Source organism: Martelella mediterranea (assembly GCF_004342225.1).
Classification (GTDB): domain Bacteria; phylum Pseudomonadota; class Alphaproteobacteria; order Rhizobiales; family Rhizobiaceae; genus Martelella; species Martelella mediterranea_B.
This window is the reverse complement of record NZ_SMAR01000026.1, coordinates 1-12,594: the sequence shown is the minus strand read 5'-3', so window position 1 is coordinate 12,594 and position 12,594 is coordinate 1. Positions and strand designations below refer to the sequence as shown.

14 protein-coding genes are annotated in these 12,594 nt (G+C 56.1%); 13 read left to right on the top strand and 1 reads right to left on the bottom strand.

The window, feature by feature from the left end:
• Positions 1-248 precede the first annotated feature (248 nt).
• The 4 genes from rplU (at position 249) to EDC90_RS14895 (ending at position 2,242) form a co-directional block, all read left to right on the top strand.
• A complete protein-coding gene (gene rplU / locus EDC90_RS14910) occupies positions 249-563 on the top strand; it encodes a 50S ribosomal protein L21 (protein ID WP_132313107.1) in 315 nt (104 codons plus the stop codon).
• A 40-nt stretch (positions 564-603) separates the two neighbouring features.
• Positions 604-876, top strand: coding sequence for a 50S ribosomal protein L27 (gene rpmA / locus EDC90_RS14905; protein ID WP_132313007.1), 273 nt, complete (start codon positions 604-606; stop codon positions 874-876).
• Positions 877-1,022: 146 nt separating this feature from the next.
• Positions 1,023-1,661 (top strand): GNAT family N-acetyltransferase, encoded by a 639-nt coding sequence (locus tag EDC90_RS14900; RefSeq protein WP_132313005.1) that lies wholly within the window; start codon positions 1,023-1,025, stop codon positions 1,659-1,661.
• The gene (locus EDC90_RS14895) at positions 1,658-2,242 is read left to right on the top strand and encodes a GNAT family N-acetyltransferase (protein ID WP_245511072.1); all 585 of its coding nucleotides are present in this window, start codon (positions 1,658-1,660) and stop codon (positions 2,240-2,242) included. Before EDC90_RS14900 ends, EDC90_RS14895 begins: the two co-directional genes overlap by 4 nt.
• A 37-nt stretch (positions 2,243-2,279) precedes the next feature.
• Here the strand turns inward: EDC90_RS14895 and EDC90_RS14890 are convergent, their stop codons facing one another.
• On the bottom strand, positions 2,280-3,143 hold the full coding sequence (locus EDC90_RS14890) for an endonuclease/exonuclease/phosphatase family protein (protein WP_132313001.1): 864 nt from the start codon (positions 3,141-3,143) through the stop codon (positions 2,280-2,282).
• Positions 3,144-3,227: 84 nt separating this feature from the next.
• Here EDC90_RS14890 and obgE point away from each other — a divergent pair, with 84 nt between their 5' ends.
• The 9 genes from obgE (at position 3,228) to EDC90_RS14845 (ending at position 12,350) form a co-directional block, all read left to right on the top strand.
• Positions 3,228-4,286, top strand: a complete 1,059-nt coding sequence (obgE, locus tag EDC90_RS14885) for a GTPase ObgE (protein ID WP_132312999.1) — start codon at positions 3,228-3,230, stop codon at positions 4,284-4,286.
• A 19-nt stretch (positions 4,287-4,305) separates the two neighbouring features.
• Positions 4,306-5,460 carry a glutamate 5-kinase gene (proB, locus tag EDC90_RS14880; protein ID WP_132313105.1) on the top strand — a complete coding sequence of 385 codons (1,155 nt, stop codon included), beginning with the start codon at positions 4,306-4,308 and terminating at the stop codon, positions 5,458-5,460.
• On the top strand, positions 5,453-6,733 hold the full coding sequence (locus EDC90_RS14875; RefSeq protein WP_132312997.1) for a glutamate-5-semialdehyde dehydrogenase: 1,281 nt from the start codon (positions 5,453-5,455) through the stop codon (positions 6,731-6,733). Before proB ends, EDC90_RS14875 begins: the two co-directional genes overlap by 8 nt.
• A gap of 5 nt (positions 6,734-6,738) precedes the next feature.
• Positions 6,739-7,368 carry a nicotinate-nucleotide adenylyltransferase gene (locus EDC90_RS14870; RefSeq protein ID WP_132313103.1) on the top strand — a complete coding sequence of 210 codons (630 nt, stop codon included), beginning with the start codon at positions 6,739-6,741 and terminating at the stop codon, positions 7,366-7,368.
• On the top strand, positions 7,365-8,228 hold the full coding sequence (locus tag EDC90_RS14865) for a hypothetical protein (RefSeq protein WP_132312995.1): 864 nt from the start codon (positions 7,365-7,367) through the stop codon (positions 8,226-8,228). The genes EDC90_RS14870 and EDC90_RS14865 overlap by 4 nt, the downstream gene beginning before the upstream one ends.
• 156 nt (positions 8,229-8,384) lie before the next feature.
• Positions 8,385-8,789 carry a ribosome silencing factor gene (gene rsfS / locus EDC90_RS14860; protein WP_207903923.1) on the top strand — a complete coding sequence of 135 codons (405 nt, stop codon included), beginning with the start codon at positions 8,385-8,387 and terminating at the stop codon, positions 8,787-8,789.
• Between the two features lie 155 nt (positions 8,790-8,944).
• Positions 8,945-9,427 carry a 23S rRNA (pseudouridine(1915)-N(3))-methyltransferase RlmH gene (gene rlmH / locus EDC90_RS14855; protein ID WP_132312990.1) on the top strand — a complete coding sequence of 161 codons (483 nt, stop codon included), beginning with the start codon at positions 8,945-8,947 and terminating at the stop codon, positions 9,425-9,427.
• Between the two features lie 141 nt (positions 9,428-9,568).
• Positions 9,569-10,966: a murein hydrolase activator EnvC family protein gene (locus EDC90_RS14850; RefSeq protein WP_245511070.1), complete on the top strand. Its 1,398-nt coding sequence runs from the start codon at positions 9,569-9,571 to the stop codon at positions 10,964-10,966.
• Positions 10,956-12,350 carry a S41 family peptidase gene (locus EDC90_RS14845; RefSeq protein WP_132312988.1) on the top strand — a complete coding sequence of 465 codons (1,395 nt, stop codon included), beginning with the start codon at positions 10,956-10,958 and terminating at the stop codon, positions 12,348-12,350. The genes EDC90_RS14850 and EDC90_RS14845 overlap by 11 nt, the downstream gene beginning before the upstream one ends.
• The last annotated feature ends 244 nt before the right edge of the window (positions 12,351-12,594 follow it).

The following is a 12,594-nucleotide window of genomic DNA, read 5'->3' as shown; positions in this document are numbered from 1 at the left end:
CAAGAGCCAATTCCAAGCTTTTTTCTCCGCTCTGATTGACTTTAATACCCACTGCCAGTATCAACACTGCCGGATGCGTGTATCTGATCGAAACACGCCGCGCTGCCGGTTACCGGCAGCCATCGACCGCAGACCGGATTTAAAGAAATTATATCTTTGAAATCCCTGCTTTAACCAGACTGACAAAAAGACGGACGCCGGGCCTTCTGGCACGGCAGAGCCGGACGAAGAACATGAAAGGTAAAAAAATGTTCGCAGTCATCAAGACCGGCGGTAAACAGTACCGCGTCAATGCTGAAGACACACTTCGCATCGAAAAGCTCGACGCAGAAGCTGGTGCAGCCGTTGAATTCTCCGACGTTCTCGTTGTCGGCGAAGGCGCAGACGCCAAGATCGGCGCTCCCTTTGTTGAAGGCGCAGTCGTCAAAGGCGAAGTTGTTGAACAGAAGCGTGGCCGCAAGGTTATCGCCTTCAAAAAACGCCGCCGCCAGAACTCAAAGCGTTCGCGCGGTCATCGCCAGCACTACACAGTCGTCAAGATCACCGACATTGTCGCCGGTTAATTCAAAAGCAGAAGTTTCGAAGGTTTAAAGGAGAACTCCAATGGCACATAAAAAAGCTGGCGGTTCATCGCGTAACGGTCGCGATTCTGAGTCCAAGCGCCTTGGCGTGAAGAAGTTCGGTGGCGAGAACGTCATTCCGGGCAACATTATCATTCGTCAGCGTGGCACGAAGTGGCACCCCGGCGAAAATGTTGGCATGGGCAAGGACCACACTATTTTTGCCAAGATTGAAGGCAATGTGACATTCCGCGCACGCGCGAATGGCCGCACATACGTGTCCGTGGCACCGAAACACGCAGAGGCAGCGGAATAAGCCGGAACCGCTAAAAAATAAGCCGGCGTCACATCGACCCGGCTTTAAGATATCAGGTTACCGAACCTGGAATTTGAAAAAGAAGGGAAGATGGGACGCCACCATCTTCCCTTCTTTCGTTTCAAACCCAGGAAAGGACCTGAGATATGCAAAGGGAACTTCAAAGGGAGAGCCAGTCCCGGCTTTCCAGAGAACGGCTAAGGCCGGACGAGCAAAGGCGGGATTGCCCCGTTCTTCTGTCGCAAAGGCTTGTTTTACGGGCCCCGCACGAAGATGACATTGACGCCATTGCCCATCTCGCCAACAACGAAACGATCGCGACCATGGTGTCGCGTATGCCGCACCCTTACACACAAAAAGATGCAGCCAATTTCGTCGAGCGAACGAAAGAGGGCGTGATTGGCAATTGCGTCTATGCCATCACGAAAGCGGATAACGGCGAGTTCCTCGGTTGCTGCGGCATTGAGAGCCTGCCTGAAAGGGAAGACACCGTGGAAATCGGCTACTGGATGGGCCAGCCCTACTGGGGCAACGGTTACACGACGGAGGCGATTCAGGTCCTCGTCGACATGGTCTTCAGAACCCGCCACGAAATCGACCACATCGATGGACGCTGCCGGGTCGTCAATGGCCGGTCCAAGCGCGTTCTTGAAAAGTGCGGCTTTCAGTTTCAGGGCCCGGGCATGGTGCAGTCGCTTGCTGTCGGCGGATCGGTTGCCGTCGAATGGTACCGTCTCGACCGGAGGACCTGGATGTCCCTGAAGAGCTGGGGAGGTCAGCGATGAACACTCTGGCAAGCGCAGCCATGCGGGAAAGACAGCCCGGCCCTTCGCCGGACATAGCGACTGAACGGTTGCTGTTAAGGCCTTTGCAGATGAATGATGCAGAAGCCATTGCGCAATCCATGGCAGATTTTTCTGTGACACGCATGCTGTCAACGGCGCCCTACCCTTACGCCCTTGAAGACGCTGTCGACTGGCTTAATATCGCAACAGCCGAAGACACAGGAGAATGGTCGCTGGCCATCACCCAGCCTGCCGATCACGTGCTGATCGGCGTTGTCTCGATCGAACTGCGCAAAGGCGGCTGGCATCTGGGCTATTGGCTGAACCGATACTACTGGGGGCGCAGCTTCATGAGTGAAGCCGTGTCCGGGATTGCCGACAGGTTCTTCCGGCGCATGGGCGATATTACCCTGCATTCAGGCGCATTTGCGGAAAACCCGGCATCCCTGCGTGTCCAGCAGAAACTGGGTTTTCAGGTCACCGGCCTCAGAGACACATGGTCGGTCAGCCGTGGCCAGATGCTGCAGGAAGTAACCACCGCACTGAAGCCGGAATATTTTAAAGCCTTCCGCTTCAGCTGATCAACAGCCGGGCCTTTCATCAGGCCCGGCATTGTTTTCACTTAAAGCTGAGCCAAAGCGGGAAATGATCCGACCCCTTGGCTGAAAGGTCGATCCAGCCGTCCTCCAGCTTCGGGGCCAGACCGGCATTCACAAAGGCATAATCGAGATACTGCCCCTCGCCCTCTGCAAAATCAGGATGCGTCCAGGTAATCAGTTTTTCATCGCGCTTTCCAAGGCGGTTCAGCGCGTCAACCGGCACCCCAGCCCGCAGATTGCGCGCACCATCAATATCGCGTTGTCCCGCCATTTCCAGATATTCTGGGCTTTCAGGAGACATGTTGAAATCCCCCAGAATGACAAAGTCTTCCGTCAATGGCGGATCAGACAAACCGAACTCCTGGCCGCCTGTTACGCCGGCACCCTCCAGGGCAAAGCCGAAGAGCCGGTCTTTCAAAAAGCGAATCTGTGCGATCCGCTCTGAAGGGTTCATGTGATCGAGATGCGTGGAATAAACCCGCAAAGGCCCGAGCGGGGTTTCGATGATCCCTTCAAGAACAGAGCGCTGATAGTTCAGTTTTTCAATCGTCCGGCTGCGCGGCAACAGCAGGTGGCGCGTCGAAAGCAACGGCCAGCGCGACAGGATCATATTCCCGAATTGCAGCCGCCGCTCAAAAATGCCGTCCTCGCGCCTTTCAAAATCAAGGTGCAGATCCGCGGCAGGACCGTAAGCCACGAAAAAATCCGGGAAAAGGGTTGTAATTTCGGCGACCATATCGCGGCCACCGTTTTTCGGAAAACCACGGGTCACCTCCTGAAGCGCGATAATATCGGCGCCCTCAAGACTGGCGGCGATGCGCTCGGGATTGTAAACTCCATCGAGACCGATGCCGAACTGAATATTGTAGCTTGCGATTTTCACGATATTCTTTGACCTTGACGCGTGACGACGATAACCATGCGGCTGGTTTTATCCCGCAGACAAACGAGCACAAGTGAAACAAAAATGAAATTTCTCGACGAGGCGAAAGTTTACATCCGCTCCGGTGACGGAGGCGCGGGATCGGTCTCGTTCCACCGCGAGAAATATATCGAATTCGGCGGACCGGACGGCGGTGACGGTGGTCGCGGCGGCGATGTCTGGGTTGAAGCTGTGAACGGCCTGAACACGCTCATCGACTTCCGTTACCAGCAGCACTTCAAGGGCGCGACAGGCGGCCACGGCATGGGCCGCAACCGTACCGGCGCGAAGGGCGAAAGTGTTACGCTGAAGGTGCCGGTTGGCACGCAGATCTTCGAAGAAGACCGTGAAACGCTGATCTGCGACCTGACGGAGATTGGCGCGCGCTACCGGCTCGCGACAGGTGGCAATGGTGGTTTTGGTAACGCACACTTCAAATCCGCAACCAATCAGGCTCCGCGCTGGGCCAATCCAGGGCTGGAAGGCGAAGAAAAAACCATATGGCTTCGCCTGAAGCTGATTGCCGATGCCGGTTTGGTCGGTCTGCCAAACGCTGGCAAATCAACATTTCTGGCAACCGTGACCCGTGCCCGGCCAAAGATTGCCAACTATCCGTTCACAACGCTTCATCCCAATCTGGGTGTAGCCAGCATCGATCAGCGGGAATTCATTCTGGCCGATATTCCGGGCCTGATCGAAGGCGCGCATGAAGGCGTCGGGATCGGCGACCGATTCCTGGGTCATGTGGAGCGCACACGTGTTCTTCTGCATCTCGTATCGGCGCAGGAAGAGGACGTGGCACAAACCTATAAGACTGTGCGCAATGAGCTGCTGGCCTACGGGCATGAACTGGCCGACAAGCATGAGATCGTCGCGCTTTCGCAGGTCGATATTCTCGATGATGAGAGCCGAGAAGAAAAGCTGAAAGCCTTGAAGAGCGCCAGCGGTGGACCGGTCTTCGCCATTTCTGCTGTTGCGCAGATGGGTATGACCGACATCCTGCGCGAACTCGCCTCGGTTATCCGGGCCGAAGAAGTACGCCTCGGTATCGCCGCACCGGAAAAGGGAGAGGACAAGGGCCGCCATGACAAATGGGAGCCCTGAGATGCCTGAGCATTCGGCCATGCATCGCTCATTGGGGCATTATCATCGCGTTGTTATAAAGATCGGCTCTGCCCTTCTGGTGGATCGCAGGCACGGCATAAGGCGCGCCTGGCTGGACAAGCTCTGCGATGATATTGCCCAACTGAAAGGGCGCGGAGTCGAGGTTCTGGTCGTCTCCTCCGGAGCCGTTGCCCTTGGCCGCACCGTACTGCATACGCATCCGGGCGCACTGAAGCTGGAAGAAGCGCAGGCCGCTGCTGCCGTCGGGCAGATCGGCCTTGCGGGCGCATGGACAGACAGTCTCCTGAACCATGGAATTCTGGCCGGGCAGATCCTGCTGACTCTTCAGAACACAGAAGAGCGGCGGCAATATCTCAATGCCCGCGCCACAATACGCCAGCTTTTGAAAGCCGGAGCCGTTCCGATCATCAACGAAAACGATACGATCGCCACATCGGAAATCCGCTATGGCGACAATGATCGTCTGGCCGCGCGCGTCGCAACGATGATCGGTGCTGACCTGCTGGTGCTTCTCTCAGACATTGACGGGCTTTACACAGCACCGCCGCACCTTGACCCTGCAGCACGTTTTCTGCCGGAAATCGAGGCAATTACACCCGATATTGAGGCAATGGCCGGCGGCGCGGCATCGGAGCTTTCACGCGGTGGCATGCATACAAAAATAGAAGCCGGCAAGATCGCGACAGCTTCAGGCTGCGCCATGATTATCGCTTCCGGAAAGATCGATAATCCGCTTGCCGCCATTGAGGAAGGTTCGCGTCACTCGATCTTTCATGCCTCCCATATGCCGGTGAATGCGCGGAAAACCTGGATTGCCGGTCAATTGCTGCCTGCCGGAACGATTTATATCGATGATGGCGCTGCAACAGCCCTTGCGCACGGCAAGAGCCTGCTTCCAGCCGGTGTGACCGGCGTTGAAGGCCATTTTGCCCGAGGCGATACAGTGGCCATCTTCAACGCGAAAGGTGCCGAAATAGCCCGGGGACTTTCCGGCTATGACAGCGACGAAGCCCTTCGGATTGCGGGTCAGAAAACTGGTGGTATCGAAGCCATATTGGGTTATCCCGCCAGAGCCGCTATGGTCCACCGCGATGATCTGGTGATGACGTCCACCGGTTCAAAGAAAAAGAACGAGGATTCCACCCATGCCTGATCAGCTTCAGTCTGACAATATCCACACCCTGATGCTGGACATTGGCAAGCGTGCAAGACAGGCCTCCAAAGCCCTCGCGATAGCCTCGGCCGAGACGAAGAATACGGCACTTGATGCCATGGCCGATGCCATTTTTGCCTCCGAAGCCGAGATTCTGAACGCAAATGCAAAAGATGTCGCCCGCGCCAGAGAAAACGGCATTACCGGCTCATTCATCGATCGCCTAGAACTGAATGAGAGCCGCGTCAGAGCCATGGCGGAAGGCATTCGTGCGATTGCAGCCCTGAAAGATCCGGTCGGTGATGTGATAGCCGCCTGGGATCGGCCCAACGGTCTTCAGATTGAGCGCGTACGCACGCCGCTCGGCGTGATCGGCGTGATCTATGAAAGCCGGCCGAATGTTACAGCAGATGCCGGAGCGCTTTGCCTGAAGGCAGGCAATGCTGTCATACTGCGCGGAGGTTCTGACTCCGCCCACTCAGCCAGAGCTGTTCATGCGGCGCTTAAAACAGGCCTCAGCGCTGCTGGTCTGCCGGAAGATGCCATCCAGATCGTGCCGACCACAGACCGTGCAGCAGTTGGAGAAATGCTTGCCGGCCTCAATGGCAATGTGGATGTGATCGTGCCGCGCGGTGGCAAAAGCCTTGTTGCGCGGGTGCAGTCAGAAGCGCGTGTTCCTGTCTTTGCGCACCTTGAGGGATTGTGCCACATTTATGTCGACCAGTCCGCTGAACTCGAAATGGCGAAAGACATCGTGGTCAATGCCAAAATGCGACGCACGGGGATCTGCGGCGCTGCTGAAACATTACTGATCGACAAAGCCGCTGCTGACCGGTTTGCTCTTCCGCTGATCGAGGCACTGGAGGCAAGGGGCTGCCTCGTGCGTGTCGACCACGACATGCTCAGCCTCGCGACCGCCCGCACGGAAGCCAGCGATGAAGACTGGTCCACCGAATATCTCGATGCTGTGATCGCAGTGAAACTCGTTGATGGCATTTCCGGAGCGATTGGACACATCGAAAAATATTCATCCCACCATACTGAAGCTGTCATTGCAGAAGATCCCGAGGTGGTCGCCCGTTTCTTTAACGAGATCGACTCCGCTATCCTGTTGCATAATGCTTCGACACAATTTGCCGATGGCGGTGAATTCGGCATGGGTGCGGAAATCGGCATCGCGACCGGCAAGATGCATGCCCGCGGGCCCGTCGGCGTGGAACAGCTGACATCGTTCAAATACTGTGTGCGCGGCTCCGGCCAGACCAGAGCGTGAAGCCTGTGGAGAGCGATACCATAAAGCGCGAGCATCTGATCATACCGCATGTGGAAGATGGCATGACGATCGGCCTTTTCGGTGGATCCTTCAATCCGCCGCATGAAGGACATACGTTAGTTGCTGACATTGCTTTGCGCAGGCTCGGCCTGCACCAGCTCTGGTGGCTGGTCACACCCGGAAATCCACTGAAAAGCGGCAACGGTCTCCCGCCGCTTTCAACGCGCCTTGCCATGAGTGAAAATCTGGCGCGCGATCCGCGCATCCGTGTTACCGCGCTGGAAAAGTCGCTCGGAACAGCGTTTACCGCGCGGACCATCACGCACATTGTGAAGCGTCACCCTGCTGTGCATTTTGTCTGGATCATGGGGGCGGATAATCTGGCGGGGTTTCATCGCTGGCAGCAATGGCAGACAATTGCACGCACGGTGCCCATCGCCGTGATCGACCGGCCCGGCTCAACTTTATCTTACCTTTCATCCAAGACAGCCCGAACGTTTGAACGCTTCCGCGTCAACGAAACCGATGCGAGAGCCCTGCCCTTTATGCGACCGCCGGCATGGACCTTCATCCATGGACCACGCTCGGAACTCAGTTCCACTGCACTCAGACGGAAGATGAACGGACCATCATGAAGATCCGTATCCATGAAACGATCAATGATCCCGGCAGAATTGGCGGCCATAGTGAAGACCGCTTTGGCTGGAACGATGACAGCGTTTTTGTCATCGATGGAGCAACCGGCATTGCCGAGCATCAGGTCATGACCGGTCATTCTAGCGACGCCGCATGGCTTGCGGGCCTGGCCGCCGACAGCTTCACTCAGGCGGGACATGAAACGATTTCTCAAACAGTAGAGACTCTGAACAGTCGGGCAAGGGATCTCTATTTCAAAGAAGCAGGCACCGACGACCTGCCACGTTATGCCTGGCCCGCCGCCGCGTTTCAGATGTTGCGCATCGAAGGTGAGACGCTGGTCACCTACGGGCTCGGAGACAGTCGCCTGTTCCTGATCAGCGACGATACGGGCGAAGTCTTCGAAACGTCGGCTCTGAAACAGAACCGCGACCGCGAGGCAGAATCCGCCCGTGCGCATCTTCAGCGCATCGGCGGCTTCCGCGGCGAAAAAGACATCAAGAATGACCCGCAGACACTTGCTGCCCTTCGCACCGGGCGTTCAAGACATAACACGCCGGACGGCAACATCTTCACACTTGGCCTTGTGCCGGAAGCCGCCGGGCGCATCGTGCGTGAAGAAACCGGACTTACTGCCCCGGTTCACGGCCTTCTCTGCTCCGATGGGTTCGCCGCCCTATGCGATCTTTACGACGCGTTCACACCTCAACAGCTGATCAGAGCCGCCCATGATCAGGGGTTGGTTGCCTTGATTGAAAGGTTAAGGACAATAGAACGCTCAGAAGATCCTGAAGGCGAACGTTTTCCGCGCTTTAAAGTCAGCGACGATGCAACCTGCGTTGCTTTTTCAATAGATTGAACATGACGGCAATTCAGTAGACCGCGATTTATTCCACGGAAAACCTTGCAACCGCCCCACTTCAGCGCTTATCTTTATTGGTAGCGGTTCTGAAGAAGTTTCGAGTCGCAACCGTGCTTGTTCCGGTCCATAAAGAAAGGAAGACCCCTGACAACATTGCACGCCAAAAGTACTGCAAACAATGCCGTACTATCGGGCAGGGAAAGTGGCGCTTATGCTGCAGACCGCGCCCTCGCCGCCGTCCTCGCCAGTCTCGAGGATTCCAAGGCAGAAGATATTGTGACCATCGACATCAAGGGAAAATCAGCGCTCGGCGACCATATGGTGGTTGTGTCGGGTCGTTCGAACCGTCATGTCATGGCAATTTGCGACCATTTGGTCAAAGACATCGAGGGCTCGGGACTTGGCCCGTGCCGCGTTGAAGGCCAGGATACAGGTGACTGGGTTCTGATCGACACCGGCGACGTGATCGTCCACGTATTTCGGCCTGAAGTCCGTGAATTCTACAATATCGAAAAGATGTGGTCCGCGCCGGAAGTGAATGAAGGGCGGATGCACTGATATTGAAGTGTTTCAGCGTCTGACGGTGCCTGCCGTGTCGATGTGAAACGGCCGGCCTTGTGTCGGTATGCGTTTCCGGTGCATTTTCGTGCAAGTTGGTTGCCTGCAGCTGACAGCGGAATTCCTGAACGCGCGAGAAACCGGAAGAAACACGCATGAAACTCGGAATATTTGCGGTCGGACGATTGAAGTCCGGACCGGAGAAGGAGCTTGTGGCCCGCTATCTGGACCGGCTGAAGAAGACCGGGCGGGCGCAGGGTATCGATTTTTCCAAAGTCACGGAAATCGCAGAAAGTCGCGCAGGGAATGCAGAGACCCGCAAGCGTGAAGAGGCCTCGGCTCTGGAAAACACGCTTTCTCCGGAAACGGTTCTTATCCTGCTGGATGAGCACGGCAAATCAATGGACAGCGTCGCATTTTCAGGCGCAATCGAGAAATACCGTGATCAGGGAAAGCGGGAAATCATATTCGCAATAGGCGGTGCTGACGGACTTGATCCGGCCTTGAGAACACGCGCGGACCTCACCGTCAATTTCGGTGCCATGACATGGCCCCACCAGATCGTCCGCATTCTACTGGCAGAACAGCTTTATCGCGCGGTCACACTGATGGCCGGGCATCCCTACCATCGCGTCTGAGCCTCCATTTCATCAAGGCCGGAATGACAGTCAAACATTTGTGTCTTATCCTCGCTTTCGTCTTTCGTTAATCTTCTGGCTGCATGTTCGCTATTCTTTGTAAAATCCTGAATGAAACGGCATAGCCTGATGCGTAAACGCATGGCAGAAAAAACTGGCTTTCTTTCCGGCCCTCTCCGGAGTGCCTTGCTGTGCCTTTGCCTGATGCTGGCAGGGACCGGGTTATCACATGGCCAGGATTCCGCCGACGATGACACAGCGATCAGCCCCGATTCCAGAGTTCTGGTGGATAAGCTCTCTTCCGAACGCGAGGAAAAGCAGGTCGAACTGGATCGTCTGCAAAACACAATTTCGCTTTCTCAGGACAAGATCGAACAGCTTCAGCAGGAAATCGACAAGCTTCAGGGCGACACGGCCAGTCTGAAGCAGGCCCTCGTCGATTCAGCTGGCAGACGACGAGCGCTGGAAGGCAAGATTGCGGAGAGCGAGGCGCGCATAGCATATCTTTCTGAACAGGAAGACGTTTTGCATATACGACTAAACCGCGAGCGCGACATTTTTGCCGATGTTCTGGCGGCATTGCAGCGCATGGGGCGCGACCCTCCACCTGCTCTTCTGGTGGCTCCGGGGGATGCACTGGACTCGGTCAGAAGTGCGATTTTGCTGAATGGTGTTGTGCCGGAAATGCGCGGTAAACTGGAAACAGTTCTGGCAGATCTCAGGCAACTTCAGTCCGTCAAGCAGCAGCAGGAGGAGACCCGCGATTCACTTGCCAATGACCTTGATGGGCTGGCTGAGGAAGAAAAGCGGATGGATCTTCTGATTGCTGAGAACGACAAGGCACGGGCGCAAAATACAGAAGCGCTGGCAGCAGAACAACAGCAGGCCGAGGCGCTTGCGGCACGCGCCACCGATCTGAACAGCCTTATCGGCACGCTGGAAACAGAGATTACGTCTGCTCGCAATGCCGCAGTTCTGGCACAACAGGAAGCCGAACGCCGTCGCCAGATGACTGCAGACCAGCGTGAGCGGGCGCAACAGCAGGCTCTGTCGGAACCGCCCGATAAAAACCGCATTACGCCCGCATATGCCTTTTCTGAACTGAAAGGGCGGCTTACGCTGCCGGTCGGCGGTGAAATTCTGCGCCGTTTCGGCGACCCTGATGGCACCGGACATTCCGCGACAGGCATCACCATTGCGGCAAGACCCGGCGCACTGGTCACCGCGCCTGCCGACGGGACAGTGGTTTACGCCGGACGTTTCAGAAGCTACGGGGAGATGATCATCCTTAACGTCGGTGACGAGTATCATATTGTGATGACTGGCATGGATGGCCTGAAGGTGCGACAGGGTGATTTTGTCTTCTCCGGCGAACCGCTGGCGGAAATGGGCGCACAACGCATTGCCAGCGCGGCAACAATCGCGCTGGAAACAGACAGGCCGACGCTCTACATTGAGTTTCGGCACAATGGAAAACCGGTCGATTCTCAATCCTGGTGGGCGAAGAAAAATGATGGAAAGGCACGTAATGATACGTAGGGCTACGCTATTACTGGCAGGCGTCGTAATTGGCGCTTCGGCGACCGGGTTTCTGGTTTCGTCCGATATACCGGCACGCGCGGCAAGTGACGATTCCACCTATCGTGAAATGTCATTGTTCGGCGACGTTTTCGAGCGTGTCCGCAGTCAGTACGTTACCCCGCCGGATGAAGAGAAGATGATTCAGGATGCCATCAACGGCATGCTGAAAGGCCTTGATCCGCATTCAAGCTATATGACAGCCGAAGAGTCCATGGAGATGCGCGACGAGTCGAAAGGTGAGTTCGGCGGTCTCGGCATTGAGGTCACAATGGAGGACGAGGCTGTAAAGGTCGTTGCACCGATCGATGACACTCCCGCGTCGGAAGCTGGTGTTCTCGCCGGTGATAAGATCATCGAAATCGACGGGGAAAGTGTTCGCGGAATGACGCTGAACGATGCCGTCGACCGGATGCGTGGTGAAGTCGGCGAGCCGATCGACATCACTATCCTGCGCGATGGGGTGACCAAGCCGATCGAAATGACCATTAAGCGTGGCATCATTCAGGTGCAGTCCGTGAAATGGCGCGTTGAGAACGACGATATCGGCTATATTCGCCTGACGACCTTCATGAACGAGAAGCTTGATGAAAGCCTTGAAGAAGCGATCAAAGAGATTCAGGCACAGGTGCCCGAAGACAAGCTGAAAGGCTATGTCCTCGATCTGCGCCTCAATCCCGGTGGCTTCCTCAATCAGGCTGTTTCGGTTTCCGATACTTTCCTTGATGAGGGTGAAGTCGTCTCGACGCGCGGTCGCGATGAACGCGAAACGCGTCGCTTCAGCGCCGGACCGGGCGATCTGACTAATGGAAAACCGATTGTGGTTCTCGTCAACGGCGGCTCGGCTTCTGCATCCGAGATCGTGGCAGGCGCCCTGCATGACCTCAAGCGTGCGACACTGGTGGGGACCCGCACCTTCGGCAAGGGTTCGGTTCAGACCATTGTACCGCTTGGTGACCAGGGCTCGCTGCGCCTGACGACCGCGCTTTACTACACTCCGTCCGGCACCTCTATTCAGGGCACCGGTATCGAACCCGATATCATCGTTGAGCAGAAACTTCCCGAAGACCTTGAGGGCCTTATTCGTCCTGAAGGTGAGTCCGCGTTGCGTGGCCACATCGAGGGTGATCAGGAAACAGACGAAGGTTCAGGTTCCGTCGCCTATGTGCCGCGTGAACCCGAAGATGACGTTCAGCTGCAATATGCGATCGGTCTTCTGGAAGGCACGGAAAAGAATGATGCGTTCCCGGCTGATCCGCGCAAGGCCGTCGAAGAGCTTCAGGCGAAGGCGCATGATCAGCAGGCAGCAAAACAGCCTGAAAAGGCAATGGAAGACGCCAACTGACGAACAATTGACGCCAGAAAACATCAAGACCGGTCAGATACTGACCGGTCTTTTTCGTCGCGTTATTTGCAAAAGTTGGCTGCACCCTGAAGGGCTGAAATCGCGATCGGTCGTACCAAAAGACAGGCGCATTCCCTGATATCGCGGTTTAGAACGTCAGGCGCGATGAATGAATCGTATGGGATTCCGTTTTTGTGTGATTTGTGATTCCTTGTGTCAAAGGAGATTTCCGATGACCCGAGCT